Here is a 26,605-nt window from a genome sequence, read left to right on the forward strand (position 1 = left end):
TTCGGATCGAAAACGTGGAAGGTGACTGCCTTTGACCGCCCGCGCATCCTCACGGCACGTCGGTAACCTGCGGCTTGCCGAGGGTCAGCGTGCGCAGCGTCACTGCTATGGTTTTGACCGAAGCTGTCCAGCGCCGCCCCGCCCCGCGGAAGCAGGCTACATCCTCTAACGGCTGGACGCGCAAGCGCAAAAGTGCTTGACGGCCAACGGGCAAATTAAACGAAGAGCAGGACAATCATCACCGCCGCCGCCGCCACCATCACGGCGGTTGCCAGCCAGCCGATCCAGCGCATGGCCAGCGGCACAGTCACTCGGCCCATAACGTCGCTCCGCGCCGTCATCAGCATCATCACCGCTATGACAGGCACCGCGACGCCGCCATTGACCACGGCGCTCCAATAAAAAGCCTTGATGGGGTTGATGGGCGTGAAATTGAGGCACGCGCCAATCAGCGTGGCGATCGCGATCGTGGCGTAGAAAGCTTTGGCCTGCAATGGCTTGCGCTCGAGCCCCACCGGCCACTTACGGGCTTCGCCCAACGCGTACCCAGCCGAGCCGGCGAGGACCGGGATTGCCAGCAGCCCCTGTCCCAATGACGCCCACTGCGAAAATGGCGAGCGCGAACACGCCGGCGACCGGCCGAGCGCTTCGGCGCCTGGCTGGTAGATTCGATGTCAGTAGTGCCCTTGGCGTGAAGGGTAGCGCCAGCCGTGATCATGATCGCGAGAGCGACAATGTTGGAAAACGCCATGCCGACGTAGGTATCCAGCCGAATGCGCTGAATTGCGTTTTCGACTTGTTCCGGTGCTTTCTTGAGGGGTTCGCGCAGAGGTTTTGCCTTCTGGTCTTCAACCTCCTGTGAAGCCTGCCAAAAGAACAGGTAAGGGCTGATGGTCGTGCCGAAAATCGCGACCACCGCGGTCCAGAACGGCGCATCGAGCGTGAATCTGGGAATGAACAGGCCGTTCGCGACCTCGTTCCACGGCACGTGCACAAACAACACCATGCCAAAATAGGCGAACAGGGACAGGGTCAGCCACTTCAGAACGGAGACGTAGTGGCTGTATTTGAGGAAGATCTGCAGCACGACGGAGATAGCGCCGAAGAGCACGACGTAGAGGAGAGCTGGCCCCCCGATGATGAGCTTCAGGGCATCACCCTATGGCGCCAAGATCGGCGCCGATGTTGATGATGTTGGCGAGGAGCAGCAGCACGACGACCGACAGCAGGAGCCAATTGGAATAAAAAACGCGCATGTTACCGGCGATGCCGCGCCCGGTTGTTCGCCCAATACGGGCGCTGATTTCCTGCACCACCGACATCAGCGGGTAGGTGAACAGCATGGTCCAGGTTAGGCCGAACCCGAACTGTGCGCCGGTCTGGGAATAGGTCGCGAGGCCGCTGGGATCATCATCAGATGCGCCAGTGATCAGACGGGTCCCAGCACAACCGAGCAGCCGTGGCTTTGATGGCCCGACGACCGGACTTGCCGATTTAGTTTTCATGCTGCCGCCTCCCCGCGCCCAATCGCGATACTAACTCTCCACCGTGACAAAAAACTCCAAGCGACAGCCTGCCATAGTACCATTTGCTGAAAACCAGCGCGGAACCGGTGCAAAGCAAAAGGTGTCCACATTCGGTACCGCGTACCGTGACGCTAAGCATTGCTGCATCAGCAACGGCGGCGATGCTGTTTCTAAAGCGTATTCAACTCCCGATTGGTCACCGAGCGCCCATAGGCCGCGCGCATGGCGATCTTCTCCTCCAGCGCCGCGATGACGCTTTCGGAAAAGTTGGTCTTGTACATTTGCGAAATGTTGTCGAGCCCGCCTGGGGTGAAGACGTTGATCTCAAGGATCTTTGATCCGACGATATCGAGCCCCACCAGAAACATGCCGTCATGGATGAGCTTGGGCCGCACCGTCTCGGCGATGGCGAGAATTTCAGGCGTGATGTCGACCCGCTGTGGCGTCCCATTGGCATGGATGTTGGACCGGATTTCGCCCTTGGCGGGCACACGGCGAAAGGCTGCGTATTTGCCCTCCCGTCGCAGCGGCCGGCCATTCATCAGGAAAAATCGGATATCGCCTTCGGCGGCTTCCGGGATGAAGGCCTGGACGATGAGATAACCTTCTCCGCTGACCGCTTCGAAGATCTGGTTGAGGTTGGCATCCTTTGGAGATGTGATCTTGAAGACGTGCCTGCCGCCCGACCCCTGCAGAGGTTTGACGATGACGCCTTTGCGCTGATCGTCGATGAAGGCGCGGATTTCCTCGATGTTCTTCGATATCAGCGTGGTCGGCCGCACGATCGCCGGAAAGTCCTGAAAATAGAGCTTGTTCTGCGCCCCGGCCAACCCGTCCGGATCATTGACTACCAGTACGCCGCGTGGCGCTGCAAGCCGCCCGAACATGGTTCCGACCTGCGCGGCCCAGGGCCTTTCGGCGGCGTCCAGCGATGGATCGTTGCGAAGAAACAGAACGTCGATATCCGCCACGTCGATGGTTTCAATGACCGTCTTGTCCCCCTGCAGGTCCTTGTGAAGGGTCTCGGCTTTCTTGTAGCTGGCTCCCGGCAGGGTCAGCGCCCGCACCATCAGACTGTCGTCGGGCCGTAGAACGAAATCGCCGGGCGTGACGTAACAGATGTCGTGCCCGCGGCCGAGCGCCGCCAGCGCCAGCAAGGTGGTGGTGTAGATCGGGGTCTCACCTTCGATCGAATTGACGAAGAATGCGATGCGCATGGGAGGCTCCTAGACCAGCATTTGGATGGGACTGAGACCGGCGCGAGCGGAGGCAAGGCGTGCCTCGGCCTGCGGGTGAGTGAGGAAAGCAGGCCTGAACTGCGGCGTCTTGAGCAGGCCGCGTGCGCTCAATTCCTGCATGACACTGAAATGGGTGGCGGCGATCTTACCCATCCAGAACGGATCGAGCGAGCCGCCGCTGCGCAGATGATGCAGCACTTCAAGCAGTCCGCGCAGATAGATCGCGTCCTTGACCAAACCGCCGCCCCGATAGAGCCGCAAAGTGAGGTTGAATGCCTGGGTTTCGGCAAAGCCGTGCTCGCGCACCAGCGAGGCGAAGGTTTCAGGAAAGCTCGCGCCATCCAGCATCGCGGCGCAGCCAACGACGCGGGCGGCGATCAGGCGCAGCCGCGCCACGGTCATGCCCCCCACCAGAAACTCCGCCAGCACGGCTAGTCCCTCCTGCGCACCCTCATAGCCGGCAAGCCCCGAGCGGAACAGCCGCAGCCCCTGCGCTGAGCCATTGAAATAGGTCAGCAGATGCACTCCTACCTCATGGCTGAGCAGCGCCTCGACGCGCCCGCGCGACATCACGGTGCTGCGCGCAATCAGCAGACGTCCGTTGGAGACCATCAGTCCGGCCGGCAGATCGTCGCGCATCTCGACAATGGCTGCGAAGTCTCCATTCTGGCCGGTATAGCCATTGATCATCGCCAGCGCCTTGCGTTCCACGAAGGCCGAACCCACGTCATCGTCGCCAGGCTTTGCGACGCGCTTGCGGGCAGTCGCGGTGAGAATATCGTTTGCGGCCTCCAGCAAGGACGGCTCGACAGGGCCGTAGAGCGCCCGGCTAAATTCGAGGAAGCGCGGCGTTTCGCGAGCTGTCAGCATCGACAGTTGCAGATCCAGTTCCTGCTGTTTCTCGCGATAGAGATCGAGCAGGACCGGATCCTCGAAATGGTCGAGCCCGATCGAGAATAGCGCCCTCTTCTGAAACTCGACCTGAACCGTCAGCGGACGATAGAGAAAGCGCGGCGCTTTCGCGAAGCCGCCCGCCTTGAACTCCGCCCAGGCCGCGCCAGCATTGATCGGCGTCACTGCGAGCAGGAAGTCGAACGAGGTGGCGATCTCGTCCATCGCCTTGTCAGCGCGGCTGACGGCATTGACGAACGCGCGCCGGCCGAGCGAGCGATGGGTCGACAGCGCCATTGCCTTGGTAGCCGTGACGTACGCGGCCATAGCCTGAAGCCCGGCGTCGACCATATTGGCGATCAACCGCTTGCGCAGTTCGGGATAGATCGCGTCGGATTCCGGCACCCGGTAGATCGGCGCGAAGCGAAGGGTCACACAGGGGAATTTCGGCAGCAGCCGGGCAAGCTTCGCGTGCTGGTCGCCGGCCAGGCGCTCGATCCGCGGCCGGCGGAACCTAGCGTCGACGCCTTCTATTCCCGCCGCAAGCGCTGACAGCGCTGCCTGCACGGGAGGCTCCGGCGAAGCCGTCAGGAAGACCTCGAAGGGCGGCAGATAGGGTGCATCCCCGCTCATCCGGTCGCGCTCCAACTCGCCGATATCGAGCAGCACGAACGCACCGAAGCGCTTGGTCATGGCCGCGCCGACAGCGTCGGCTATCATCGCGGCGGTACGCAGATTGCGCGCGATCAGATATGATGCGCTTGCGGAAACCACGTCGCGGGCGGCCGAGTCGTTTCGTCGCGTCATATGCACGCACAGAAATGGCAACGGCCTGTCGATGTGCAGCCGGCCGCCATTTCCCAGATCGCGGCGGATGGGCTGTCCGGATTCGAGTGCGGCGAGGATATCGGCCAACAACGCCTGATCGGATTTGGCGGCGGCTTTGTTCATGGTACGGTCAGCAATCGCCCCTCAAGCAACGGCAGCGTTGCCGTGATCATCGCTCGCATCGCCGCCAAGGCTTCGAGATCCGGCTCACCCGTCCACTCGTCCATGAAGAACTTCTTGAATTCGATGGCGATGGCGCATCCGGTCGTGGGGAAATTCTCATGCACGAAACGCGTCTGTTCGCCACGGCCCTGGAAGGCAACATTCTCGCGCACATCCAACCGTCGGCCGCAAAACACGAAGGCGCGGAGGGCATCGATGAAAGGATCAACGATATGCGCCCAGCGGGCGCGGTCCATTGAGGAGGTGCCGATGTTGATGTCGGGCGCGGCCTCCGGATTGGTAGGGGGCCCATCCGGCCCGGCGCGGCGATGGTTGTAGCTGTGGATGTCGAGGAGGACGAAGCGGCCATGGTCTGCTTCGATGCCGCTCAGCATCTGCCGTAGCATCGCATAGTACGCGTCGTGCACCCGCAGCGAACCCTCGACGATTTGGCTTGGCGGCGCCACTCGCCACACCTTGAGGCCCCACGCCTGTTCCGGCGTCAGATACACTGCGCCGTCGCGCTCGCGATTAAGATCGATCTCAAAGCGCGAACGATGGAAAACGACGCGGTTGGGTACGTCGCGGATCACCATGTCCGTGAAGGGATCTTCCTCGCGCAGGCGTTCGTCGTACGCCAGTGCCATCAACTCAAGCGTTTCCTCGCGGACATGACCGCCATTGTGGATTGCCGTGCCGATGATTGGGGACACGCCGCGATCAACCGACCACAGCGCACGCCCGCCAATATCGGGGCACGAGTGCCGGCTTGGGGGCTTCGTGGCGTCGGGGAATGAAATCATGAGCGCTTGCGGAGGCCGCTGGCAGAACCGGCGCCCCTACATCTCCGTCGGGCAAGGAATTGGATGGATCTATGAGCGATGTCCATATCCGTGAGTTCTAACACTGAGGAGCTTTGCAGCATGCAGTATCTCTTGCAAGACATCGTCGTTCGCGGCGATCCGATTGTCGCAAACACTCATCCCCTGGACATCAATTTAGAGAAGCGACACGCTATTGGCGCCATGTCACTTCGGCGCTCTTAATCTTGCCCCTAGCGACATCAACCCATCAGGTTTGGACGCCCAGCGCGAACCTTGGCTGATGGACCTCCAGCGGGCGGACGGCGGAGCAGTTTGAACATGATTGTGAGCCGCGAGCCATCGCCAGCCACCGATCGCGCCTGATACTCCAGTGCCGCAACGGCCTGCTGTGGGGACACGTCGGTCCGCTCGGCAATGCGCAAAGCTTCCTGGTCGGAAATGCGGTGGTCCTTGGATGGGTGTTGGCCATTGAAAAATCTCCAATTGGTATAGCGCGGCGGGTTGTGTGCTATGCAAAGCGGGTCCAGAAATAAGTTGCGGAAAAGCCGACGACCACCGCAGCTAACGATATTCCTAAAACCCATCTCATGTGGCCACTGGTTTCGCCCTGACGCGCGTCATTCGTTTTGGTCTTGAGGTCTTCAACCACGGCTCGCTCCTTCTGGTTGCCTGCACCGCGATCGGGTTTGGGATTTACGGATTCGCATCCTCTGGAACGCGCCGGACAGCCAGCGGTTCCTGTTCCGACTGGCTGGCAGCGAATGCACTGGAGGGCTTCCATGCATGAGAGGTCGTTTGCGAGTCGAAGACAAGATTTGGATTCTGCTTGACGCTGAGGCACAACGTGGTCGCGAATACTCCCCAGTTCCCATCGCCCGTCGGCGCTCACGGATCCGCGGTCGGAAACCGACGAGTTGCAAGCGCCGGCCAAAACATGCCGCGTCGAGGGAATGCCATTCAGACGTGCCCACGCTTGCCGTGCTGCTCGTCTCGCTCAGCCATGCGCGCTATGTTGCCAAAGCACTTCGCGTACACTGGAGAAAGCATGGCGGCAACCCGCCTCAAGGCACTCCTCCACCCAGCCTTTATGTTGCGATCGATGCCGTTAGTGGTGGCGCTCGCTATCAGTTGTGTCGTCACCTACGAATTCAATGCCGCGGCGCGTCAGGCTCATGTCATGGTCGAGCATTCGATGACCGCACTGGCGGCGATGGATAAGGTACCATCGTTGCTTCAGGACGCCGAAACCGGCCAACGCGGTTTTGTCATCACCGAGGGACGACGCCTATCTGATGCCCTACGACAAAGCTCTTGGGGAGATCGAACCCAGCTTGCAAAACCTTGATGCGTTGATCCCGAAAAATTCAGCGGGGTCGGGCGGCTGCACGAAATAGCCCGACGCAAGCTGGATGAACTGAAAAAGTCATCGCAATGCGCCGCGCACAAGGCTTGCAAATGGCCGCGTGTCTGGTCGCCCTCAACACTGGCAAGACCAGAGATGGACGGCAAGACCAGAGATGGACGATCTGCGTACGGAAATTGCAGCGATGAAAGCGCGCGAGAAGGCTATCCTCGAGGACAAGGCAGAACTAGGTGCCCCACGCACCTTGCCGATCGGGATGCGGTCGGGGCAAAGCCGCAGCGACGATTTCACCAGATCGGCAAGCGAGGCGACACCATCCTTGGTGCGCAGCGCCACCAGATTGGGCGCAGCACACTGGAGTTCGCACGTGTCCTCGATCAGCACGACGCGGTCGGTGGTCTTCGCCATTTCCGCCAGCAGAACGGCAGGAACAATCGCTTGTGCTGCGCGTTCAAACTCGAATGTGGCTGGGCACAAGATCAACCGAAAGTGCGTCCTTCTTCACAAGTATAGCCGTACGCGTGTTCTCGTCGTGATCGAAAGCACGACTGCGATGAGCCTCTTCGAACCATGGTCACGAAGCAACTTGTGAGCCAATTGGCCAATGGCGGGATTTGACAGCCACGACAAAACGGAACATTCGCGAGGTTTTGAGATGACAAGCACAACTCCACATCCCCCAGTCGCATTGCAGGATAAGTGGCTCGCCAAGCGGGTCGTTTTGCAGGCGCATGAAAAAGAGCTCACCAAACACCGCGATCGCATAAATGCCGAACGCCGCCGGCTTCCGATGGTGAAGATCGAAAAGGACTATGTCTTCGACACCTCGTCCGGCAGGCGGAATTTGAAAGACTTGTTCGAAGGACGCCGGCAACTCGTTGTCTATCACTTCATGTTCGACCCCGCGTGGGACAAAGGCTGTTCGGGGTGCACCTCTTATGTGAACTCCCTGGGCGATCTGTCGGCGCTGTACGATCATGACACGACCTTCGCACTTGTTTCTCGCGCCCCGCTGGCCAAACTCGAAGCCTACAAAGCGGAAAAGGGGTGGGGCGCTCCCTGGTATTCTTCATTCGGCAGCGATTTCAACTACGACTTTCACGTCACCCTGGACGAGACCGTGGCGCCGATCGAATACAATTATCGAAACTTTGCAGAGATGAAGGCAAGGAAGGGTCCGAATGGCATGAAGGGTGAAGAGCACGGCCTTAGCGTTTTTTTCCGGCTCGACGACGACGTTTTCCACACCTACTCAGTCTACGCGCGCGGCACTGAAGCACTCACGGACGCCTATTCCCTTCTCGACCAGACACCTTATGGGCGGCAGCAAAGTTTTGAGGAATCGCCGCCTGGCTGGCCACAGAAGCCGACATATGGGTAGGCCGCGACTATCAGGTATCCTTCACCAGGGAAGACATCGCTGACGGCAACACGATGTACAACTACGAAGCAGGTGGCAAGACGCATGAAGGCGAGGCGCCGGGCATCAGCGTTTTCATCAAGGATGAAGACGGCGACATCTTCCATACCTATTCGTCCTATGCGCGCGGCGGCGATCTCTTGATCGGCGCCTATAATTATCTCGACCTGACGCCCAAGGGCCGCAACGAGAAGGGTGAACGCCAGGGTTGGGTGCGCCGCCACGACGAATATGAGTGATACACCCTGAGACTGTGGGTGCCCCACGATGATGCTGACTCACTCCGAGGACTGGCTGCATGTTCGCAGGCTTCACGCTGGAGATGATCGAACTGCCGGAGGCGACGTTGCGCGTTCGTCATGGTGGCTCCGGTCCACCGGTCTTGCTGTTGCACGGACATCCCAGAACCCACGCGACGTGGCACCGCGTCGCGCCGCAGCTGGCACAGAACCATACTGTGGTCTGTCCCGATCTTCGCGGTTTTGGTCAATCCTCCAAACCACACGATACACCCGATCACGCCGGGTCTTCGAAGCCCGCCAAAGCCAGGGACTGCGTTGCCCTGATGCACAAGCTAGGCTTTGAACGCTTCGCCATTGTTGCCATGACCGAGGCAGCTACACCGCATTCCGCGCGGCGATGGATCATCCCGAGGCGATTGAACGCCTTGTCATCCTCGATGGAGTGCCGATCGTCGAAGCGCTGGAACGGTGCAATGCGCGGTTTGCGCAGGACTGGTGGCACTGGTTCTTCTTCGCTCAGCCGGACAAACCCGAGCGAGCCATCCTTGCCGACCCCGATGCCTGGTACGGTGGCTCCGCGGAGCAGATGGGCCACGAAGCCTATGAGGACTATCGGGCAGCAATCCACGATCCGGCAACGGTTCACACGATGCTCGAAGACTATCGGGCAGGCCTTGGTATCGATCGCGATCACGATGAGGCGGATCGCCGTGCAGGCCGGCGTGTTGCCTGCCCGCTGCTCGTTCTATGGTCCCTCCGAGACGATATGGAAGCATTGTACGGCGATGTCCTGGCAGTCTGGCGCGCCTGGTCGCGCGAACCGCATGGTCGTGGGCTCGATTGTGGACATCATATGGCCGAAGAGGCGCCGGAAGAACTCGTCGGAGAACTCATCAAGTTCCTGGCAGCTGACCAGCGAAAATGAATCCTGTCGTGTTGCAGTTTTGCTTTGTGATCACACCCGTTGTTACCGCGGCGGGAAAAAGGACATCCGCATTTCAGATAGTTCCATTGGAACAAGAATGCTCTGCGGACCGTTGGTTGAGATCAAGTCACGGACGCGCGATGAATGGGTCGGCTATGCATACCGCAAAGGCTCCAAACCGTATTTGGCCAGAACAAGAGGCCTTTGACACGCCGCCGCCTTGACGTCATAGCGGGTCTCCATCTCAACTAGGGACTACTAGCTTCCCGGCATCATTGCAGCGCCTTTTGGGCGGCCTGCCGTTCCCTATGTTCGAACGCATCGGTGAAGCTATCCAGCTCCTGGGGGTCATCCCAACCAGCGCCAAGGATGGTGCCTGCAAAATCAAATTGGTGAGGGGGATGTGGTTTGTTTTGTCGTACAATCTGTCAGTAGACCGAGACGCACGTACTTCCGCGAGCCGTTTGCAAAGCGAGGATCTGAGATCATGGTGAAAAGCATCGAACAGGCGATGGCGGACGCAATCCTTGCAATTCGCATCCTTCGAAAATCCATCGCCGACCATGGGCATTCGGAAGCCATGATCGACTTCGACAGGCTGCTGGCCACAGCTGTGGATGAAACTGAGAAACAACTGACCAAGCTGCAGGATCCCGGATTGTCTTGAACGTCGCCCACCAAGGCGAGGCGACATCGTTTCCGGTTATTTGGGTTTTTGCGATGAAGCAGGATCCGCATGCCGGTGAACCAGCTTCCAGCCCCCACCGTCCCATCGAAATATCTCCGTGATGCGCAGCTTCATCTTGGCCGCGTGTCCGCCAATCTTGCCGTCGAAATCCTGGAAGCCAGTCCAGAAGGCAACGTCCTGCGAAGCTTGCGCCTGCAGCATCTGCAGCGTCGTATGATTGCCCGCCGAGAACGCTTTCGCATCGCTGTCATACCGCGCCGCCACCTTTGCGGCGCCAGAAACCGAACCGCCGGTTGGCGGGAAGAAGGTGGCTTTTCCTTCCCGGGCGACGATGGCATCGAGCAAGGTCGCGTCGCCGCTCGAATAGGCGGCGGCGATCTTTTCGCGTTGCGCCATGAAGCCATCGAAGCCGCCAATCGAACCAGCATCGCGGAGCGTCGAAACCCACTGTTCGAAGGCCGTCAGGAACTTGCCCAGGAAGACCTTGGTCTTCTGGTTCGTCAGCTTACCGGCCTTGTCGAACAGGGAGCCGGCGTCGCCAATATAGGCTTCCGGCTGCTGCATGGCCGGGACGTTGAGAAAAACCAATGCCTGGCGAAGCGCATGATTGGCGCCAAAGGCGCCCAGCTTGTAGGGCGTGACACTGACAATGGCGGCCGGCTTGCCGGCCCACACGTTTTTGCCCTCGGGACGGGAAGCGACGTCGAGCGCATTCTTCAAGCAGGCCGGGATCGAACGGTTGTATTCGGGCGTCAGGAACAGAAAGGCGTCAGCGGCGGCAACATCGCGCCGCAAGCGCGCCCAAGGCGCCGGTTTGTCGCCTTCCAGATCTTCATCGCCGATTTCGACCAGCCGGCAGCGCAAATTGGGCGGGGCAAGTTCGATCAGTGCATTGGCTACCTTGCGCGTGAACGACGCCTTGCGCAGGCTCCCAACAAAGACGGCGACATTTATCGACATGACGGCTCCGATCACTCGCATTGTCCCAACCAATGGAGAACGGCGTCGACCGGCCATCGTTCCGCCATTTCCGCCGATCTGAGGGAGCCACATGTTGGAACGGCCTGAAGATCCCGGCGTTGTAGCGCGATGACTTACACCATTCGAAAGGGCAGCCCGGCCGACGACCACACCTTGATCCGTCACTATCGGGCGTTGTGGGAAAGCTATGGCGTCGACCCGATCAACATCAAGGGCGACGCCGAAGACGTCACCCTGGACTTCATCATGTCAGGGCGTAGGCATTATGCGCTGGCGACTTTCTTCGCTGAGATGGACGGAGTTCCCTTGGGATCGCTGGCTTGCCAGGTCGAACATCTTCCCTACCCCGACGTCACAGTGCCGTCCTTCCGCAAGCATGGCTATATCTGGAGCGTCTTCGTCGAACCTACGGCCCGGCGAAACGGAGTAGCGGCCGCTCTGGTGCAGGCTGGCATCGATTATTTGAGAACGATCGGCTGCACGAAAGCTGTCCTTCATTCCTCTGATGCCGGCGAAGGCGTCTATCTCGCCGCCGGCTTCATGATCGCCAAGGAAATGCGACTGGATTTGGCCGTGCCACATGTGTCATGAGCACAGCCAAAATCCGATTGCGGGGCTAGCGAGGCTTCGCCAACTTCAGCGCGGATTTTGAATTCAGTGCGGATTTGACATCGCTCGACGCGAAGCCAGTCACCGAATTCAAAGTGAGGCAGACACCTGCGTACCGCCCGGGGCAATCGCGTGAGCCACGCGCCTCCAACATGTAATTCGATGCGTTTGGCGGCGTGGCGAGCCGAAGCGGTCACCAGCTCTCCGAGTGTGAAAGACACCAGGGAACCTCCCTCGCGCGAGCGTGTTAATTTGCGTCGCTCGTCCGCTACGGGATCACGTCAATGCTCAAGGAGACTCCTCATCCGGCCCTTATCGAACACCATTTGAGCGATCATCTTGGATTTGGCAGTACCTTCGTTTTGCCAGTCAATCTGGCTCCGCTCGTCAGACTACTGGGGACCAACCGATGAAAGCCTTAATCACCGCAGTGGAGTGAGGCAGCACGGCAATGCATGCCAACACAGCGGCGGCGCGAATGCGCGTTGCGAATTGTGTGTTCCAGACTTTTGAATAGCGACTGCCGGCGGCAATGCGCGCCGCTCGATCCCATCGGTCGAACCTCGCCAATTCGCTGGCGAATAACCAGTTGGACTGCAAGGCCATGGAGATGCCGCCGGCGGCGAGCCATTCGCCATCGAGCGTGGCGCCTCCGATCGTGAAAACTGCACCAGGACACGAAGCGAGGATGTGCGCGTGAACGGCTTGGCCTGCCGACGAGGCCGCGCCGTTTTCACGTAGCCTGGTCAACAGATCGCGGCGTACGCAGCATGACAGCGACATCCTGTCCTGTCGTGGTCTGCCCAGACCATGCCGCCATAGCCGCCCGTAAATACCAGCAGGGGCATGAAGTCTCGGGCAAGCGAAGCTCCCTTGAAATGGGCCTTGAGGCCAAAGGGATCGTGAGGCGCACTGCTTTTTGGGAGATTGGTTGGAAGCTTCCCCTGCTCCCAGGAGCCATGCGCGGCAATCACGACTGGCGCAACGATAACTGCCTGGTCGTCCTTGCTGGTGATCCGGACAGCGGTTCTCGCCATCGCTGGTAATCTCCACCGCGCGCCAAGGCTGAAAAACGACGGCTCCGGCATTGCGAGCCGCGCCCAAGAGGATGCCATCCAGAACGTCGCGTCCAAGCGCGCATCCGAATCTACAGCGGGTAAGCGCTCCCTACGTCGTCGCGAGCGCGTGTGGGCTTGGGATTTCAATTTGTCGGAGGAACCGATCGACGAAGGGCGCGTTGAACTATGCCTATCGTCATAGGCCCCAAGGAAACAACTTATGAAAATGATTATTATTTCCAGCGCCATGGCGCTTCTGTTTGCCATTCCTGCTCAATCGGCGGAAGTGGTCATTTCTACTGGTCATCACCACCGCCACCACCATGCCGAAAAAATCATCAACGATAATGGACAGCGCCTGCATCATCGCCATCACGATCAGCAGGCGTTCTACGATTCAGGGCGTCGGCATCATCACAAGCATATGGTCGTGACGAACAACGGTTACTGAACGGATTCGATTCAAGCCGCCGCCCGCTTCTCGAGTTCGCTGGTGTTGGCCTTCCGCACTTTGCTAAGCCAGCGACCTTGAAGCTGAGTGGTGCCGATCTGAGTTGTCGAGCATAGAGCGAGGGAAGAGGCCGGCTGTTAACGAGTTAATTATAGGAGCCGGCGCCGCTTTGCTCATCGATGCCGAGTTCGACGGAAATCTCACTGACCACACCATTCGATACGTTTTGATCACGGCCGGTAACGCCACGGCAAAGGGTTGGGCGAGCACCCCAACCGACAGTCTCCCGCTACCGCAAGCCTTGCGACGATCGCACCTCGTCTGGATCAACAAACGCGGTGCAAGTCTGGTCAACCACGCCGAGGGAACTTCTAACCGATTGGCTAGTTCCAGTTGGTAATCTCGGAGCGTCGATGCGTCGTCCGAGCGCAATCCGAGGCGGTGGCTAGATTCTGGCTGGTAAGCAACCCGGAGAAATGCTGATGAGAAAGCTGATCCTTCACATGCAGACATCGGTCGACGGCTACGTCGGTCGTGCTGGGGAAGGCCCCGAATGGCAAGTGTGGGACTGGAGCCCGGAACTGACCTGGACGGATGCGCTGCTAGCGCGATTCAACCGCTTCTTCGAGGAAGCCGATTGCATTGTGCTCAGCAGCAAAATCGCTGGGGGCTATCTTGATCACTGGACCAAGATAGCGCGGAGATTTCCCCGCAATTCGCCCTTCGCTTTCGCGCACCGCATCGTTGAGATACGCAAGATCGTTTTTTCCAAGTCTGGTCACAACGTAACCGGTCCTAATGTGGAGATGGCCAAACTGCCGCTGGCCGCCGAGGTCGCGGCGCTGAAGCGCGAGCCGGGCGGCAATATCGTCGCCTTCGGCGGGGCAGGTTTCGCCGCTGCGTTGATTGCCGAGCGGCTGGTCGACGAGTTCCAGTTCTACGTCAATTCAGCGGTGTTGGGCGACGGATTGTCGATCTTCGAAAAGAACGCTCCGGACAACGCTTTGAAGCTTGTCGACGCTGAGGCTTATGCTTGCGGCATCGCCGTCACGCGTTATCAATCGTCGGAAGCCGCCAGTTGAGCCAACCTCAGATCGCCACCAGATCGGCGCACGAGTCCGTCGCCACACCCGGCCGACCAGCCGACCCGCGAGGCATTGATGTGACAGACATGAGCGGGTCAGTTCAAAATCCGGTTCCACACACAATAAAAAGACCGGACTATAAGCCCGGCCAATTAATCGTCCGAACGATCCGTGCTGCCTTGTCGGCGGCGTCCATATGCCAAATCCTACGTTCCCATCGGACACCGATATAGTACGACAATATAGAAGGCGAGTATGACCGTGACCTGAATAATAGGAGGATACCATCCGCGAGACGTTCGCGGGCTTCACCACGGACGAGGTTTCGCTGAACTATTCGGTGGCAGGCGGCAAGGGCCAGCCGGAGAAGGAGCTGATCATATCGAATTAGGATCATTGACTCTTCCGGCCCATGCGAGCTGTAATCACCTTCGTCAGCGGCCACGTAAAGGGCGCCGCTGATTGAGAGCGAACAACGCACTCTCGCCCCTTTATGAGGCGAAAGAGATGCTCACACGTTACCTCGGTACTTCCACTTTTTACCCAAGTGATATGGCGATCCTTCAACGCGTGTTCGATCAAGTATGCGTGGATGGGTCCCTCGACCATGAGTCGCTCGACGCACAAGAGATCGCCAGCACATTGATCGAGCTGTTTTCCAGCGGCTCGAAGGAAGAGATATCACTTCTCTCAGAGATGAGATCGCTGCGACAAAATTGCCGGCCCCGCTTGAATGATCAATCGTGTCGGTGGCGCAGCAGCGTTCGAGACACTGGTGGGTCGAGCGTGACCTAGCTGGCCGGTCGAGAGCATGCCGATGAAGGCGTGGTCAACCGCATAGCTGAGTCCGAGTTCTAGTTTGTCGCTTTAAGTGAAGTTCTCTTCAGCAATCGATCCGTTTCAAGCTGAGCCACGCCGATCAAGGAGTCGATCTCCTGCATTTGCTCCATAAAACCGTCTTCGGCCAAATCGCGTCTAATCGCCTTGATCTGTGCACTCGTGCGCCTCAATGCGGCGATTGCTAAGTCCTCGCCAGGCTGGTTGCGGCCGTCCGTATCGTCGACAAGCCATGCGGACGAAAGGGCCAGTGTCGCACGATAGACATGTTCGCCGTCCTCGCCGCGAACCTTGACCCAGAAAATCCGATTGGGACCGTCAGGCAACTCGTCTCGTGCTATGTCCGGAAGGACGTCTACAGCGTGATCGCTCACTTCAGATAGCGCATTGCAGACAACCCCGGTCTCATCGACCGTTGTCTCAGCGCCGTCGTAGATGTCGAAGAAGTATCGCGGCATGTTACAGCCCTGAGAAGCGTCTTAGTTTAGGCTCTCCGATGTCGCATCCGGCCCCGAATTGCTCTATGGCTAACAAAGCCGGCTGGAGGCGTTTCTGCTATTTGTCAGGAGTCGCGTCCCATTTTGGTTTCATTTCCTTGGCCCACTTTTTCGGGTCTTGTTTGTGCATCTTTTCCATTTCCTTGGCCACGTCCGGGTGTTTTTCCATCACGTGCTTTGTCATCATCTTCACAATTTCGTCCCAGGAGCCGGCCGTGAGTTTCTGATCACACTTTCCGCCGAGTTCTTTGCATGTCATGGTTTTCATCGTTGCACCCTCGTTTGTGAACTTCACTAACAACTCACCGCAAAGCGCAACGTTCCGTGTCAAGGGAGACAGCAAAAAACCGCCGCTTGAAAATTAGGAGCCACGTTCAGCACCCGCCCGGCGTTTTCGTCGCCCGTCGGCTGCAGACCGGGCGGGACAGATGGTATTGCCATTCCTTGGCCAGGATATGAAACCGGGAAAACCATCCTGTTCACCGTACCGCCAAGCCCGGTTGACGCGGTCCGCAGCAGTCAAGGAACGCCGGCACTAAACAATCGTTCCAGCCCGGCATAGACCGAAGTCGCGACAAGGCGCATAATTCGCGAATGAAGCTGCCTCAACGCACAGAGCTAGCCAACGACAACGGCAAGCCAGAAGATCATCTGGCGGCGGCGACTGTAGCCCTTCACACCGCCGTCCAAGGGCTGGATGCTTCCGTTGAAGTGCTGGCGCGCCGGATAGGCATCGAAGGACAAAACCAAGGCAGAAGCCGTGCTGAAGCAGATCGTCGAGAAGGGCGGTTTCGAGGAGATCAGGCCGAAGAAACGCTAGAACCTAACTAGGCTATGCGACTGGTGAACGTAGAGCACTACGGCAATCAGGGCGATCGAGACCATCAAGCGCTTCATACATATCATCACAGACAAATGGCACGAAAAAAGTTTGCCGGCGCCGCAGTGGCTCTGGCCAGTAGCGCAATGTTGCGGGCCTGGAGCCATTGCTCTGCTCAACTCAGGAAGCGGCTTTGTGACCAGCTTCAGGGCAAGACCGGCGCGCCGGCCCAGAAAGGGATTGGCAAGGAAAAAAGTCCGAGTCGGATGAAGCCAGGCCTTCATGCCAGAATAAATAGGTGGCGGACCGCAAGGACCGCCACCTTGAACCGCTATTGGTTGGCTTATTCGCCAAGCTGCTTGGTCGTCTTGCAGAAATCACCGTGCGCCTTGGACATTGCGGCGTCACCGCATTCCTTCACCATCTCGGCGCGGTCTTCCTTCTTCATCGCCATCCATGTGGTTTTGATTTCCGTATCAGACTTCATGGTCTTCATGCCGGCATCGGTGAAGAATGGAGACATTTTCGCCGGATCATCGAGTGCCGACGTTCCGGTGGTGGTGCCGGCGAGTGCGGCACCGGTGATCATTGAAAGCGCGATGGCGCCCACGCTGAGCTTCTTGATATTCATTTTGGGTATCCTCTGACCGTCATTGCAACGATCAACTCAAAAACGGGCCGTTCACGAAAACGTTCTCTGGCGAAAGGGCGATATTGCGCAAGTTTCAATCACCAGAAGTCGTACAAGGTGAACTGCCAGCTCCTAAAATGCCTAACGGCTTGCGCCATCTCGTCGGACTGACGCGGACAGAAAGGGAGCCCGCGGCCAAGGCAAACAGTGGGCTTTGGGGGATTGATCAGAGGTTGGCCTGAGCAGTCATACAACTGGGAGGAGGCAAATTTGTCAGCCTCAAAACGAGAACGTCCCGCTGCACAAACTGCCGTTAACGAACTCAAGTTGGTGCCAAGCGAAGTTGCGCGGAGTGCCAAGCGATTTTGCACGCCATTCGGGAGCTTCCCCAGGCACTGGACGAAGCTACTCGAAAATACCGCGTTGGCTGGCATCACACCGCATGTTTTACGGCACAGCTTCGCCAGCATCGCCAATGACCTTGGGTTCACCGAGGCGACGATCGCCGCCTTGGTCGGTCATTCCCGAGGGACGGTGACGAGCCGCTACATTCACACCGTGGACACCGCGTTCATTATGGCGGCTGACAGCATCGCCGGCTACATTCAGGGCCTGCTGGACGGCGTCGCCTTCAGCCACACCTCCTATGCGCTCGATCGGGCTTCCAGGAAGTCAGCGCTTGCCCACTTCCTTGGACAGACGAACTCTTCAACGCGCGAAGGAGGCCACGCTGCCGCCTGACCAAGGGCGACTACCGTCCTGGCCGAAGGTAGCCAAGAACTCGAGCCGTTGAGTTGCAGAAACTCGACGACGTCTGGCCGCGACGCGCGGGTGCCGCCAAGGTCTTGCCGAGCATCCGTTTCTGGCGTGTTTTGGATATCACCCGACTGCTGCTTTCGGCCTGGTCCGGTCTTTCTCACTGCGTCTGTTGAACGGCAGCTTTGCGCCCCTTTGCCAGGCGCTCGCCGTTTGGCGCGTCTTGCAGTGGATTCACTCAATGCGTTTCCGTTCGGTTCATATCGCCATTGAGAGTGGGTCCCGCGGTGCGATACCGGATGCGGGGATCCTCGCGCTAGCCGACGCCTGGTGCCCGACGAGTTGCGCGGCGCGCCCGCCAAACTTTGGGTGGACGCCAACCAACGATGAGATTTTGGTTTGTTGGAAGACTGCTCGGAACCGGTGTTCGTTCGTTTCGTTACTCCTAACGACGTTGGCGTCGACGAGATGGGATATTGTATGGACGACAAGCTGCTTATCGAGCCTGTAACCATACGTCTAACCGCCAACGGCAAGCTGCAGCGGATAAGGTCCGCCAACGATGCCTCAGCCATCCTTGCAAGCGGCGATTGGCCTGGAGAGCGCACCGCTATCCATCGGGACGCCTTCGAAACCGCCGAAAAAGTCTTGGAAGGATACCGTTCAGCAGAAGATGCGAAAATTCGTTTTTTGCAGGCCGCGCGCGAAGCTGGGATTCCTTTCAACGACAGCCATACCCAAACATCAGATCCCAAGCGCATCATTTTCGAAAGCTGCGTCAGCATTCGTCCTCACGGCAGCGCCTCGGTGAGGGAAGTAAAATCGGTGAACGGCGCCAGCGAGGTTCTGGTGGATTGGCCTCATTCGAAACGCGGACCTTACTATCAATCGGCCAGGGAGACGATCGAGGGAGCGATTGAAGGGAAGGCCACCCCTGATCAGGCGCGTGATGTGTTTGTGGCCTTGGCAGAATACGCCGGAATTCTGGTTGATAAGTCCGCCTGACGATGGATGTACCGGTTCGAAATGTCAGCAAAAACTTCTGGGCCCGCCGAAAGCAAATCGCTGATTGACAGGGAGGCCGAGCGCCACGCTGCTCGTTCTTCCAAGGATCAGCCAACGACTGTAGGTGAGTACGGGCAAGAGCGAGGCAGGGAGGCGGAATGGCCATCCGAGATTCCTGCCCTAGGATGGAGGGACATCGCTTGGCGTGTGTGGGAGGAATTCAACAAGGACCGCATCATGCTGGTCGCAGCAGGCGCCACCTTTTACCTGCTACTCGCACTATTTCCGGCCCTAGCGGCCTTCATGTCACTATACGGGTTTGTCGCCGATCCGGTGACCGTGGCCGATCACGTTTCCTATCTCGCCGGCCTGCTTCCTTCGGGCGGCATCGATCTCATTCGCCAGCAACTGCAGGCGCTGGCACGTCAGAACACCAGCGCGCTTGGGGTAGGATTTTTTGTCGGCCTGGCTATTGCGCTATGGAGTGTAAATAGCGGTATCAAGGCGTTGTTCGACGCTATGAACATCGCTTACGAGGAAACTGAAAAACGCAGTTTTATCCAACTGAACTTCATGTCGATCGCATTCACCATTGGTGCTTTGATGATCGGAATCGTTTTGCTTCTGACCGTCGGTGTCGTCCCCGTCATCTTGTCGTATTTGTATCTCGACAAATGGGCAGAAGTGCTCTTCGCGGTGGGGCGGTGGCCAATCCTCATGCTGGCCATACTCACCGGAATATCGCTGATTTACCGGTTCGGCCCAAGCCGGGAAAAAGCCAAATGGCGCTGGCTGAGCTGGGGCGCCGCGATGGCGACGTTGGTCTGGTTAGCCGCATCGTGGCTGTTCTCATTCTATCTCCAGCATTTCGCCAACTACAATGTGACCTACGGATCGTTGGGCGCCGTGGTCGGTTTAATGATGTGGACCTGGATTTCGGTGATTATCCTCATTGTCGGGGCCGCGATCGACGCCGAAATGGAACATCAGACTGCACGCGATTCAACCACCGGGTCGCCATTGCCAATGGGTCAGAGAGGGGCGGTTGTTGCTGATACGCTTGGCAAGGTCGCTGAGTGACACCAAATCTCGATCGCCCCACCAAGCGTCGTTTCCATCGGACCACGCAACCGCCAGCTTTGCCATTGTCTTCAGCTATGTGTTCAACGCTCGTGTTAGCAAGGCGCTGTGGTTCTTCGCTGCCGCCCTGCTCCTTGTGATTTCCCGTGTCTATGTCGGGACCCATTATGTCGGCGACATCCTGGGTGGGTATCGCGACCGCGCTTATTGCCGCCGGGCTGGTCCGGATAGTTTATCGGGAGGACACTCGCATCGATCGATGGGTGACCGGAATTCTGTAAATGAGTGTCAGCGAAATTCGCAATGTCATGGCAAAGGCCGCGGCTCAAAGTTGAGAAGGCGCACAAATGTTGCACGACTCCTTTTCACGAAACCTGTTTAATCGCACCAGCATGCTTGGCCGCATCTTTGCGCTACTAATCCCGTCACTCGTGACGCCGGCTTCCACCGGTGCTGCTTTCGAAACAACATCGTCGGGACTCGCAGATGCGACGGTGCTGATCATACGTCATGCCGAAAAGCCTGATAGCGGGACGGGACTATCTCCTGCGGGGGAGGCACGCGCACAGGCCTATGTGGGATATTTTCAGCATCTCATGCTCGATGGTGTCGAGTTTCGACCCGACACGCTGATAGCAACCGCCGATTCCCCAAACAGTGCGCGCGAGCGTCTGACACTGACGCCCTTAAGCCAGGCTCTTGGAGTTCCCATCGATCTGAGATTCAGCAACAAGGACCTTGCAGGCCTTGTTCATGTGTTGACGAGCGAAACCCACGGAAAGTCCGTGCTTATTGCCTGGCATCACGGCACATTGCCGCAGATCATGGAAGCGTTGGGTGGAGACCCTCACGCGCTGTTGCCCGACGGTTACTGGCCTGACAACGTTTTCGACACTGTCGTTGTGCTTCGCTACGACCATGACGGGAAATTCATCCCTGGCTCCGAGCAGCTCATTCACGAAGATTTCGCAAATCCGCCGGGGCTGATCAGCGGCGAAAATTCCCAATGAGCACCTCCGCCGTCAAAGGCACTCGCCGCAGGCGTGCTCCGTTCCGTAGACCGTCCCGGCAACAATCGGATACGATCGAAGAAACAGCGTTGCTCCGGATTTTCGGTCAGAATGAGGCACTATGAATGTCCTTTTTCTCGGCGCTCACAAATTACATCGCTTCGCACCCGCATCTCGCGCACGCGGCGATCTTTCTGCTGGCTCTGTCGGAGTCCATTCCCATCATTGGCGCCGTCGTTCCTGGAACGGCCATCATTGTCGGCCTTGCCGCTCTCGTCCCGAGTGGTGTCTTAACGCTCTGGCCGATGTTGATCGCGGCCTTTCTGGGCGCGATCGTCGGCGATGGCTTGTCCTTCTGGTTGGGCAATCGATACCACCGTGAAATCCTGCTGCGGTGGCCGTTGAACCGATATCCTGAACTCATCGCGCGCAGCGAGGCATTCTTCGAACGGCACGGCGGCAAGAGCGTCTTTCTGGCGCGCTTCACACCGGGCGTGCGCGCCTTCATCCCGCTCGTGGCAGGCATGTTGCAAATGCCTGCCCGCCGGTTTTACTACGCCAACATCATTTCGGCGTTTGTCTGGGCGCCGTCGCACATCCTGCCTGGAGTCTTCGTCGGCGCATATTTCAGCGTTGCCGGCGCTGCCGCAGGCCGGCTCGCGGTGCTCCTTGTCGCGGTGATTTTTGTCCTGTGGGTCATTGTTTGGATTGTCCGTCACACGGTACGCCGGGGCATTCCCATCCTTGTGGCCAATCTGGAACGGCTGCGCGGCTGGGCGCACGCCCGCGATGACTGGACGAGCAGCCAAATCCGCTCTTTGCTCGATCCGGCCCAGAAGGAAACGAAGATCCTCGCGGTGCTGGCACTGCTGCTCGTCGTGGCCGCCTGGACTTTCTTCGGCATCCTCGAGGACGTCGTCAGCGGAGATCCGCTGGTACGCACCGACGCCGCCGTCTATCGCATCCTTCAAGACCTGCGAACGCCGTTGGGCGATTCCTTGATGGTCGGCTTCACGGAACTCGGCGACACAACGGTGGTGATTGCGATTGCCGTCGTCGTGTTCTTGTGGCTGGCCTGGAAGCGCGCCTGGCGCACCGCCGCCTACTGGGTGGCCGCCATCGGCGGCGCTGCAGCCATCAACACGGGCATCAAGGTGGCACTACACCGTGCGCGTCCCACCGAGAACCTCTATTCCGGTTGGAGCGATTTTTCCTTTCCAAGCGGCCACAGTACGGAAAACGCCGTCCTGTATGGTTTTCTGGCTTTCCTGATCGCCCGGCGCGCCCGACCAGCTTGGGGCCTTCCGGTCGCGCTTGCAGCGGCCATTTTGGTGGCCTTGATCGCCTTCTCCCGGCTCTACCTCGGCGCCCATTGGTTTTCCGATGTGGCGGGCGGACTGGCGTTCGCGACGGCATGGCTGGCCCTGCTTTGCATTGCCTATTTGTATCATCAACCGTCCGAAAAGGGCGCCGGAGGTCTCCTGGTCGTGGCCTGCGCCGGCCTGGTCGTCGCAGGCGGATTCAATGTCTACCGCCGTCACGCTGCGGACATGGAACGCTACGCGGTGCGATATCAGGCACCGACGATCCTCGCTGCCGAATGGTGGGAGCGGGATTGGCAGCAATTGCCTGTGCAGCGGATCGACTTCGAAGGCGAGACGGAAGAACCGATTACCTTCCAGTGGGCCGGCAGCCTGAAGCGCCTTGAGGCAGATTTGCTGCAAAAGGGCTGGCGCTCGCCGGCTTCGTGGACGTTGACCGGCGCTCTCGCTTGGTTCACGCCGCGCCCCGATCCGATGGCCCTGCCAACGTCGCCCTATATGGAGCGCGGGCGCTTGCCGAGCCTCACGCTGGTCCATCCGCGCGGCGAGTTGGGCGGGACCGGTTCGCGCTTCGTGCTTCGCGTGTGGGCGACCGACATTGACCTGCGAAACGGCCATCTGACGGAACTCTGGATCGGGTCCGTTGTCGACGAGCGGCTGGGCAATCGCTTCCCGCTCTTCACGCTGGCACTGGCGCAGCCCGACGCGAACGGCCCCCGCGACCTTCTTGCTGCGTCTCTCGACACCGGCCGCCTGGTGACCCGGCCCGATCTTGGTTCAACCCCCGTTTGGGATGGTCAGGTTCTGCTGGCCCGTGACGGAAGTATTCCGGCCAATCCAGGAACGGGAGTTTTGCAGGGAGGCGCTCCCAGCCCCTGACCGAGAGGATTCATGACGCAATATCGAAATGCATGAGACGAGCAGACGATACCAGTTTCACTCCTTCTCAAATGGCGCGCACATGACAGTCCTGGTCCTCCTCAATGCAAACGCCGGCACAATTCAGCGAGCCGACTACGATGTCGAAGCATTCGTTCGAAACGGGTTTCAGGCGCGCGGATTGGAAGCCGAGGTGCGAATGGCGGGTGGGAGCCAGATCGCGGAGATGGCCCACAGCTTTGTCACGGCGAAATCACCCGGCAGCAAACCAAGGACCCTCGTGGTCGGCGGGGGCGATGGCACCCTCGGCTCCGTGGCTTCGGCAATTGCGGGGACGAATGTTGTGCTTGGCGTCTTGCCGCTGGGCACCCTCAATCATTTCGCCAGGGATCTCGGTTTGCCGAATGATCTGGAAGCGGCCATGGACATAATTGCCGCGGGCCACGTGCAGGAAATCGATGTTGCGGAGGTGAACGGCCGGGTCTTCCTCAATAACTCGTCCATCGGCATTTATCCGTTTCTTGTCGCTGAACGGACCGCGGAGCAAAAGCGGAAAGGGGTGGGAAAGTTTGCTGCTCTCGGCCCGGCGCTTCTCTTGACGCTCAAGGCATCATCCTGGCAAAGGGTTAGAATCTCAATCGACGACAAGGGGCGAGAACAGCGGACCCTCTGCGTGTTCGTTGGCAACAATTTCTACGATTTGAGCAATCTCGGCCACCGCAGTAGTCTCGCGTCCGGGGAACTGTGCGTCTACGTCGTGAAGCGACAGTCCTGGTGGGGACTTGCGCTACTACCCTTCAAGGTCGCCTTCCGTTTGATCGACCCAGTCCACGATGTGGAACTATTCCGGGTGCAAAGTCTTGAGATCAGGGCGCACCGACGACACATGCGAATTGCGATGGACGGTGAAACCGTCGAGGCGACAACTCCGGTGCATTATCGGATACGACCTGGTGCACTGCGGGTTCTGGCACCCGTCTTGACGAAGGCCACCCCTCGAAACGCATGATTCTGGTGAGGGCTTGATGAAGACGATTGCCCACCTTTCCGACCTGCATTTTGGCAGGATTGACCAGACAGTATCCGATGCACTCGCTGCCGAGGTTCGCGCAGCCGACACTGACATTGTTGTCGTCTCGGGAGACATGACGCAGCGCGCACGCAAGCAAGAATTCGCGCAGGCACGCGCATTTCTCGACACGTTGCCATACCCGCAGCTCGTCGTGCCGGGCAACCATGATGTCCCGCTCTACAACCTGTTCGCGCGCGCCTTCACCCCACTATCGCGTTACAAGCGCTATATCACAGCGGATACCGACCCGTTCTATGCCGATCCGGAACTGGCCGTCGCTGGGATAAACACCGCTCGGTCGTTAACGATCAAGGGAGGCCGTATCAACAGCGAGCAACTCACGTGGGTGAGACGACGTTTTGCCGATCAGCCGGATGAGACGACACGGATCGTGGTGACACACCATCCCTTCGAAGGGGCCAGTGCGAATGACGATGACGGTATCGTCGGGCGGGCGAGGATGGCGATGGGAGTATTTTCACAAAGCCGCGTCGATATGATCCTGTCGGGACATCTGCATCTGAACCGCATGGGTTCGAGTGCGGTCCGATACGATATTGAAGGCTACTCCGCCTTGCTGATCCAAGCTGGCACAGCGATTTCCTCACGCCGCCGGCAAGAAGCAAATTCTTTCAATCTCATTCGCATCGAGCGGCCAGAGATCCATCTGGAGTGTCGGGCATGGGACCTCGACGAGGTGAGATTCGTCAGATCGACGAGCAAAAGCTTCAGGCTGGGACGGTCAGGCTGGGCGCCGACAGGTGGGACAACTATCCCGACGCTTGTACAAAACGCCGACGACGAGATTGTACGGGCCGACGATCGGAAACACGGATAGCAGCTTTTTTGCGACTATGGCCAATCTCTTGACTCAACGAATTTGCCGCGCTCATCGTAGCCGACATTCTGCTGATACTCGGGGGACGGCGGCCTTGCAGGCTTCGTTCGCGTGTTTTGGTTGATCGTGAAGCAAACTCAAAGGATCGGCCGGCTTCCAGTCGGTCGATCATCTGCGCCTCACATCCGTTCCTATTGCCGGCGCTAGTTGTGGTCAAAATCTGACGCTTGGTGCCTGATGGAACAGGCGGTCTCGCTGACTCATGGATGGCGGCTTTCCGGCGGGGCGCTCCGGGCAGTTCGCGACCCATTCCGGACATTCCAAGATCAGTCAGGGGCAAGGCGTTTGCGTCTATGGGGTCATGCCGTAGCGCTCAAGTAGTCGGATGATCTCCGCCTGCTGCGTCCTTGCCTCTGGCGAGCCGCTGCCGCCACGGCCGGTCTGCCGTGTCGCAAGCATCATTGGCGTCGAACCATTCCCGTTCTTGCGTAATGCGTCCGCGCCGCCATCCAGGAGTGCGCTCGCCGCTGCCCCGCACCGAGTTCTGACGGCGCGATGCAAAGGCGTGACGCCGTTTTGGTCGATAGCGTTCGGATCGGCCCCTGACGCGATCAGCAAGGCGACGGTCACGGACTGGGGGACCGGATTCCACCTGGGCGACCCCGGAATTCCGTCAGCCGCATAGTGGAGCGGCGTCGCGCCCCGCCGGTTTCTCGCGGCGACGTCCGCGCCAAGGCTGATTAGCTCTCGCGCGATCTCAGGCCGATGGGCCGCCGCTGCGACGTGAAGTGCAGTGTCGCCAGTATAAACGTAGTGCTTAATCTCGTTCAGAAAGTTATCCGTCGCCGCCGCCCGCGTCGCGCCCTTCTTCAGGGTCGCCCTCGCGAGGGCAGGAAAGGCGGTCAGCAAGCCGAGCACCGCCGCCCCGTCAGCCGATGCGATCGCCTTCATGAGGCGCCGGAGTGAAGCGTCATCCATCATCGTCTGCTTCAAGCCCTTTGTTTGGGAATTCACTGACTAAGTGTACGTCCGGCAACGGCGGCTCACCACCCTAGGGTTCTCTTGTCGGCGAAACCTCGGCGCCGATCCTGATCGATGGAGGAGCGCCACGCCGGGTACCAAGCGTCAGATTTTGACCACTAGCTTGCGCGCCGGCGCTGGTTGCGGCAGGCTCCTTCAATGAAACAGATGTCGTCCTTATCCGCCTCGGCCCTTTTCGTTGCGGTCATTGTGCTGGCGCAGTCGGCACCTTCCGTCGCCAAAGACCGAACCATGACAGGCAACATTCGTAGCTTCGAATGCGGAGACAATTGCTATCTGACGATTGTCGATACGAAGAAGGCCGAGCAAGTTGGTCTGTGCGTGGCTCCTGAGTGCGCGAACTGGAACGAGCGTACCTCTATGCCGTCGCGTTACAAAGGCAAGCGTGTAACCGTTACTGTCGGGCAAGGCCAACAACTCAACGATGCCGGGGAAGTCATGGGGAAAATGATGGCGTTCAAGAAGATCGAATTTCTCGACTGAAGTTTGCTAGGAACCGGCAAGCTTCGAAGCGTCTGCAGAGGGA

The 26,605-nt window shown here is 58.9% G+C and carries 26 protein-coding genes and 6 pseudogenes; 18 read left to right on the forward strand and 14 right to left on the reverse strand.

Going from position 1 to position 26,605, the window contains the following annotated elements; genetic code table 11:
- Nucleotides 1-215: 215 nt before the first annotated feature.
- The 5 genes and pseudogenes from BPNPMPFG_RS42415 to BPNPMPFG_RS42435 all read right to left on the reverse strand — a co-directional run bounded on the left by BPNPMPFG_RS42415 (nt 216) and on the right by BPNPMPFG_RS42435 (nt 6,118).
- Nucleotides 216-1,505, reverse strand: a pseudogene (locus BPNPMPFG_RS42415) (NRAMP family divalent metal transporter).
- 191 nt (nt 1,506-1,696) lie between these two features.
- Nucleotides 1,697-2,743, reverse strand: coding sequence for a glutathione synthetase (locus BPNPMPFG_RS42420; protein ID WP_258599269.1), 1,047 nt, complete (start codon nt 2,741-2,743; stop codon nt 1,697-1,699).
- Nucleotides 2,744-2,752: 9 nt separating this feature from the next.
- Entirely contained in the window at nt 2,753-4,606 is a 1,854-nt protein-coding gene (locus BPNPMPFG_RS42425) for a flavohemoglobin expression-modulating QEGLA motif protein (protein WP_258599270.1), read from the reverse strand.
- Nucleotides 4,603-5,448: an N-formylglutamate amidohydrolase gene (locus BPNPMPFG_RS42430; protein WP_413776979.1), complete on the reverse strand. Its 846-nt coding sequence runs from the start codon at nt 5,446-5,448 to the stop codon at nt 4,603-4,605. Before BPNPMPFG_RS42430 ends, BPNPMPFG_RS42425 begins: the two co-directional genes overlap by 4 nt.
- A gap of 529 nt (nt 5,449-5,977) precedes the next feature.
- A complete protein-coding gene (locus BPNPMPFG_RS42435; protein ID WP_258599271.1) occupies nt 5,978-6,118 on the reverse strand; it encodes a hypothetical protein in 141 nt (46 codons plus the stop codon).
- A 396-nt stretch (nt 6,119-6,514) separates the two neighbouring features.
- Between BPNPMPFG_RS42435 and BPNPMPFG_RS42440 the strand changes: the two genes are divergently transcribed.
- A complete protein-coding gene (locus tag BPNPMPFG_RS42440) occupies nt 6,515-6,814 on the forward strand; it encodes a CHASE3 domain-containing protein (protein ID WP_258599272.1) in 300 nt (99 codons plus the stop codon).
- Between the two features lie 234 nt (nt 6,815-7,048).
- Here the strand turns inward: BPNPMPFG_RS42440 and BPNPMPFG_RS42445 are convergent.
- Nucleotides 7,049-7,252, reverse strand: a pseudogene (locus tag BPNPMPFG_RS42445) (ATPase, T2SS/T4P/T4SS family); the annotation flags it as partial.
- 184 nt (nt 7,253-7,436) lie between these two features.
- On the opposite strand from BPNPMPFG_RS42445, the gene BPNPMPFG_RS42450 reads away from it, so the two are divergent.
- The 4 genes and pseudogenes from BPNPMPFG_RS42450 to BPNPMPFG_RS42465 all read left to right on the forward strand — a co-directional run bounded on the left by BPNPMPFG_RS42450 (nt 7,437) and on the right by BPNPMPFG_RS42465 (nt 10,086).
- Entirely contained in the window at nt 7,437-8,213 is a 777-nt protein-coding gene (locus BPNPMPFG_RS42450; protein ID WP_258599273.1) for a DUF899 domain-containing protein, read from the forward strand.
- Nucleotides 8,214-8,218: 5 nt separating this feature from the next.
- Nucleotides 8,219-8,491, forward strand: a pseudogene (locus tag BPNPMPFG_RS42455) (DUF899 family protein); the annotation flags it as partial.
- A gap of 59 nt (nt 8,492-8,550) precedes the next feature.
- Nucleotides 8,551-9,419: pseudogene (locus BPNPMPFG_RS42460) on the forward strand (alpha/beta fold hydrolase).
- A 487-nt stretch (nt 9,420-9,906) separates the two neighbouring features.
- Complete coding sequence (locus BPNPMPFG_RS42465; RefSeq protein WP_258599274.1) at nt 9,907-10,086, forward strand: hypothetical protein; 180 nt, start codon at nt 9,907-9,909, stop codon at nt 10,084-10,086.
- 36 nt (nt 10,087-10,122) lie between these two features.
- Here the strand turns inward: BPNPMPFG_RS42465 and BPNPMPFG_RS42470 are convergent, their stop codons facing one another.
- On the reverse strand, nt 10,123-10,503 hold the full coding sequence (locus BPNPMPFG_RS42470; protein ID WP_258599544.1) for a YybH family protein: 381 nt from the start codon (nt 10,501-10,503) through the stop codon (nt 10,123-10,125).
- Between the two features lie 42 nt (nt 10,504-10,545).
- Nucleotides 10,546-11,067, reverse strand: a pseudogene (locus BPNPMPFG_RS42475) (NADPH-dependent FMN reductase); the annotation flags it as partial.
- 129 nt (nt 11,068-11,196) lie between these two features.
- On the opposite strand from BPNPMPFG_RS42475, the gene BPNPMPFG_RS42480 reads away from it, so the two are divergent.
- Entirely contained in the window at nt 11,197-11,679 is a 483-nt protein-coding gene (locus tag BPNPMPFG_RS42480; protein WP_258599275.1) for a GNAT family N-acetyltransferase, read from the forward strand.
- Between the two features lie 405 nt (nt 11,680-12,084).
- On the opposite strand, the gene BPNPMPFG_RS42485 is transcribed toward BPNPMPFG_RS42480, so the two are convergent.
- Nucleotides 12,085-12,480, reverse strand: a complete 396-nt coding sequence (locus tag BPNPMPFG_RS42485; protein ID WP_258599276.1) for a hypothetical protein — start codon at nt 12,478-12,480, stop codon at nt 12,085-12,087.
- Entirely contained in the window at nt 12,444-12,830 is a 387-nt protein-coding gene (locus BPNPMPFG_RS42490) for a hypothetical protein (RefSeq protein ID WP_258599277.1), read from the reverse strand. The genes BPNPMPFG_RS42485 and BPNPMPFG_RS42490 overlap by 37 nt, the downstream gene beginning before the upstream one ends.
- A gap of 145 nt (nt 12,831-12,975) precedes the next feature.
- Here BPNPMPFG_RS42490 and BPNPMPFG_RS42495 point away from each other — a divergent pair, with 145 nt between their 5' ends.
- Nucleotides 12,976-13,206 carry a hypothetical protein gene (locus BPNPMPFG_RS42495; RefSeq protein WP_258599278.1) on the forward strand — a complete coding sequence of 77 codons (231 nt, stop codon included), beginning with the start codon at nt 12,976-12,978 and terminating at the stop codon, nt 13,204-13,206.
- 482 nt (nt 13,207-13,688) lie between these two features.
- Complete coding sequence (locus BPNPMPFG_RS42500; RefSeq protein ID WP_258599279.1) at nt 13,689-14,288, forward strand: dihydrofolate reductase family protein; 600 nt, start codon at nt 13,689-13,691, stop codon at nt 14,286-14,288.
- A gap of 857 nt (nt 14,289-15,145) precedes the next feature.
- On the opposite strand, the gene BPNPMPFG_RS42505 is transcribed toward BPNPMPFG_RS42500, so the two are convergent.
- Both BPNPMPFG_RS42505 and BPNPMPFG_RS42510 read right to left on the reverse strand, forming a co-directional pair.
- Entirely contained in the window at nt 15,146-15,586 is a 441-nt protein-coding gene (locus tag BPNPMPFG_RS42505) for a DUF6894 family protein (protein WP_258599280.1), read from the reverse strand.
- A gap of 97 nt (nt 15,587-15,683) precedes the next feature.
- Nucleotides 15,684-15,893 carry a DUF1059 domain-containing protein gene (locus BPNPMPFG_RS42510; RefSeq protein WP_258599281.1) on the reverse strand — a complete coding sequence of 70 codons (210 nt, stop codon included), beginning with the start codon at nt 15,891-15,893 and terminating at the stop codon, nt 15,684-15,686.
- Between the two features lie 326 nt (nt 15,894-16,219).
- On the opposite strand from BPNPMPFG_RS42510, the gene BPNPMPFG_RS42515 reads away from it, so the two are divergent.
- A complete protein-coding gene (locus tag BPNPMPFG_RS42515; protein ID WP_258599282.1) occupies nt 16,220-16,456 on the forward strand; it encodes a hypothetical protein in 237 nt (78 codons plus the stop codon).
- 332 nt (nt 16,457-16,788) lie between these two features.
- Here BPNPMPFG_RS42515 and BPNPMPFG_RS42520 read toward each other — a convergent pair whose 3' ends face one another.
- Nucleotides 16,789-17,076 (reverse strand): hypothetical protein, encoded by a 288-nt coding sequence (locus BPNPMPFG_RS42520; protein ID WP_258599283.1) that lies wholly within the window; start codon nt 17,074-17,076, stop codon nt 16,789-16,791.
- Between the two features lie 375 nt (nt 17,077-17,451).
- On the opposite strand from BPNPMPFG_RS42520, the pseudogene BPNPMPFG_RS42525 reads away from it, so the two are divergent.
- The 8 genes and pseudogenes from BPNPMPFG_RS42525 to BPNPMPFG_RS42555 form a co-directional block, all read left to right on the forward strand.
- Nucleotides 17,452-17,817: pseudogene (locus BPNPMPFG_RS42525) on the forward strand (tyrosine-type recombinase/integrase); the annotation flags it as partial.
- Between the two features lie 495 nt (nt 17,818-18,312).
- Nucleotides 18,313-18,837, forward strand: coding sequence for a DUF982 domain-containing protein (locus tag BPNPMPFG_RS42530; protein WP_258599284.1), 525 nt, complete (start codon nt 18,313-18,315; stop codon nt 18,835-18,837).
- 21 nt (nt 18,838-18,858) lie between these two features.
- Nucleotides 18,859-19,917, forward strand: a complete 1,059-nt coding sequence (locus BPNPMPFG_RS42535; RefSeq protein WP_258599285.1) for a YihY/virulence factor BrkB family protein — start codon at nt 18,859-18,861, stop codon at nt 19,915-19,917.
- Complete coding sequence (locus BPNPMPFG_RS43595; RefSeq protein ID WP_413776986.1) at nt 19,898-20,299, forward strand: phosphatase PAP2 family protein; 402 nt, start codon at nt 19,898-19,900, stop codon at nt 20,297-20,299. Before BPNPMPFG_RS42535 ends, BPNPMPFG_RS43595 begins: the two co-directional genes overlap by 20 nt.
- Nucleotides 20,265-20,927 carry a flagellar basal body-associated protein FliL gene (locus BPNPMPFG_RS42540; RefSeq protein WP_258599286.1) on the forward strand — a complete coding sequence of 221 codons (663 nt, stop codon included), beginning with the start codon at nt 20,265-20,267 and terminating at the stop codon, nt 20,925-20,927. The genes BPNPMPFG_RS43595 and BPNPMPFG_RS42540 overlap by 35 nt, the downstream gene beginning before the upstream one ends.
- Nucleotides 20,928-21,052: 125 nt before the next feature.
- A complete protein-coding gene (locus BPNPMPFG_RS42545; protein WP_258599287.1) occupies nt 21,053-23,128 on the forward strand; it encodes a bifunctional DedA family/phosphatase PAP2 family protein in 2,076 nt (691 codons plus the stop codon).
- 82 nt (nt 23,129-23,210) lie between these two features.
- Nucleotides 23,211-24,137: a diacylglycerol/lipid kinase family protein gene (locus tag BPNPMPFG_RS42550; protein ID WP_258599288.1), complete on the forward strand. Its 927-nt coding sequence runs from the start codon at nt 23,211-23,213 to the stop codon at nt 24,135-24,137.
- Nucleotides 24,138-24,153: 16 nt separating this feature from the next.
- Nucleotides 24,154-25,038, forward strand: a complete 885-nt coding sequence (locus BPNPMPFG_RS42555) for a metallophosphoesterase family protein (protein ID WP_258599289.1) — start codon at nt 24,154-24,156, stop codon at nt 25,036-25,038.
- Between the two features lie 351 nt (nt 25,039-25,389).
- On the opposite strand, the gene BPNPMPFG_RS42560 is transcribed toward BPNPMPFG_RS42555, so the two are convergent.
- Nucleotides 25,390-26,031, reverse strand: coding sequence for an ankyrin repeat domain-containing protein (locus BPNPMPFG_RS42560; protein WP_258599290.1), 642 nt, complete (start codon nt 26,029-26,031; stop codon nt 25,390-25,392).
- A 186-nt stretch (nt 26,032-26,217) separates the two neighbouring features.
- Between BPNPMPFG_RS42560 and BPNPMPFG_RS42565 the strand changes: the two genes are divergently transcribed.
- Nucleotides 26,218-26,562 carry a hypothetical protein gene (locus BPNPMPFG_RS42565; protein WP_258599291.1) on the forward strand — a complete coding sequence of 115 codons (345 nt, stop codon included), beginning with the start codon at nt 26,218-26,220 and terminating at the stop codon, nt 26,560-26,562.
- Nucleotides 26,563-26,605: the final 43 nt, after the last annotated feature.

It is taken from the genome of Mesorhizobium sp. AR07 (genome assembly GCF_024746815.1).
Classification (GTDB): Bacteria; Pseudomonadota; Alphaproteobacteria; order Rhizobiales; family Rhizobiaceae; genus Mesorhizobium.

What these genes read in the sequence shown, in the direction of transcription:
- BPNPMPFG_RS42505 (WP_258599280.1), bottom strand. Translation starts at nt 15,586, where the DNA reads ATGCCGCGATACTTCTTCGACATCTACGACGGCGCTGAGACAACGGTC.
- BPNPMPFG_RS42545 (WP_258599287.1), top strand. Translation starts at nt 21,053, where the DNA reads ATGTCCTTTTTCTCGGCGCTCACAAATTACATCGCTTCGCACCCGCAT.
- BPNPMPFG_RS42510 (WP_258599281.1), bottom strand. Translation starts at nt 15,893, where the DNA reads ATGAAAACCATGACATGCAAAGAACTCGGCGGAAAGTGTGATCAGAAA.
- BPNPMPFG_RS42535 (WP_258599285.1), top strand. Translation starts at nt 18,859, where the DNA reads ATGTCAGCAAAAACTTCTGGGCCCGCCGAAAGCAAATCGCTGATTGAC.
- BPNPMPFG_RS42425 (WP_258599270.1), bottom strand. Translation starts at nt 4,606, where the DNA reads ATGAACAAAGCCGCCGCCAAATCCGATCAGGCGTTGTTGGCCGATATC.
- BPNPMPFG_RS42540 (WP_258599286.1), top strand. Translation starts at nt 20,265, where the DNA reads ATGTTGCACGACTCCTTTTCACGAAACCTGTTTAATCGCACCAGCATG.
- BPNPMPFG_RS42515 (WP_258599282.1), top strand. Translation starts at nt 16,220, where the DNA reads ATGAAGCTGCCTCAACGCACAGAGCTAGCCAACGACAACGGCAAGCCA.
- BPNPMPFG_RS42550 (WP_258599288.1), top strand. Translation starts at nt 23,211, where the DNA reads ATGACAGTCCTGGTCCTCCTCAATGCAAACGCCGGCACAATTCAGCGA.
- BPNPMPFG_RS42430 (WP_413776979.1), bottom strand. Translation starts at nt 5,448, where the DNA reads ATGATTTCATTCCCCGACGCCACGAAGCCCCCAAGCCGGCACTCGTGC.
- BPNPMPFG_RS42520 (WP_258599283.1), bottom strand. Translation starts at nt 17,076, where the DNA reads ATGAATATCAAGAAGCTCAGCGTGGGCGCCATCGCGCTTTCAATGATC.
- BPNPMPFG_RS42465 (WP_258599274.1), top strand. Translation starts at nt 9,907, where the DNA reads ATGGTGAAAAGCATCGAACAGGCGATGGCGGACGCAATCCTTGCAATT.
- BPNPMPFG_RS42470 (WP_258599544.1), bottom strand. Translation starts at nt 10,503, where the DNA reads ATGGCGCAACGCGAAAAGATCGCCGCCGCCTATTCGAGCGGCGACGCG.
- BPNPMPFG_RS42420 (WP_258599269.1), bottom strand. Translation starts at nt 2,743, where the DNA reads ATGCGCATCGCATTCTTCGTCAATTCGATCGAAGGTGAGACCCCGATC.
- BPNPMPFG_RS42500 (WP_258599279.1), top strand. Translation starts at nt 13,689, where the DNA reads ATGAGAAAGCTGATCCTTCACATGCAGACATCGGTCGACGGCTACGTC.
- BPNPMPFG_RS42555 (WP_258599289.1), top strand. Translation starts at nt 24,154, where the DNA reads ATGAAGACGATTGCCCACCTTTCCGACCTGCATTTTGGCAGGATTGAC.
- BPNPMPFG_RS42440 (WP_258599272.1), top strand. Translation starts at nt 6,515, where the DNA reads ATGGCGGCAACCCGCCTCAAGGCACTCCTCCACCCAGCCTTTATGTTG.
- BPNPMPFG_RS42565 (WP_258599291.1), top strand. Translation starts at nt 26,218, where the DNA reads ATGAAACAGATGTCGTCCTTATCCGCCTCGGCCCTTTTCGTTGCGGTC.
- BPNPMPFG_RS42530 (WP_258599284.1), top strand. Translation starts at nt 18,313, where the DNA reads ATGGACGACAAGCTGCTTATCGAGCCTGTAACCATACGTCTAACCGCC.
- BPNPMPFG_RS42495 (WP_258599278.1), top strand. Translation starts at nt 12,976, where the DNA reads ATGAAAATGATTATTATTTCCAGCGCCATGGCGCTTCTGTTTGCCATT.
- BPNPMPFG_RS42450 (WP_258599273.1), top strand. Translation starts at nt 7,437, where the DNA reads ATGGCGGGATTTGACAGCCACGACAAAACGGAACATTCGCGAGGTTTT.
- BPNPMPFG_RS42485 (WP_258599276.1), bottom strand. Translation starts at nt 12,480, where the DNA reads ATGTCGCTGTCATGCTGCGTACGCCGCGATCTGTTGACCAGGCTACGT.
- BPNPMPFG_RS42480 (WP_258599275.1), top strand. Translation starts at nt 11,197, where the DNA reads ATGACTTACACCATTCGAAAGGGCAGCCCGGCCGACGACCACACCTTG.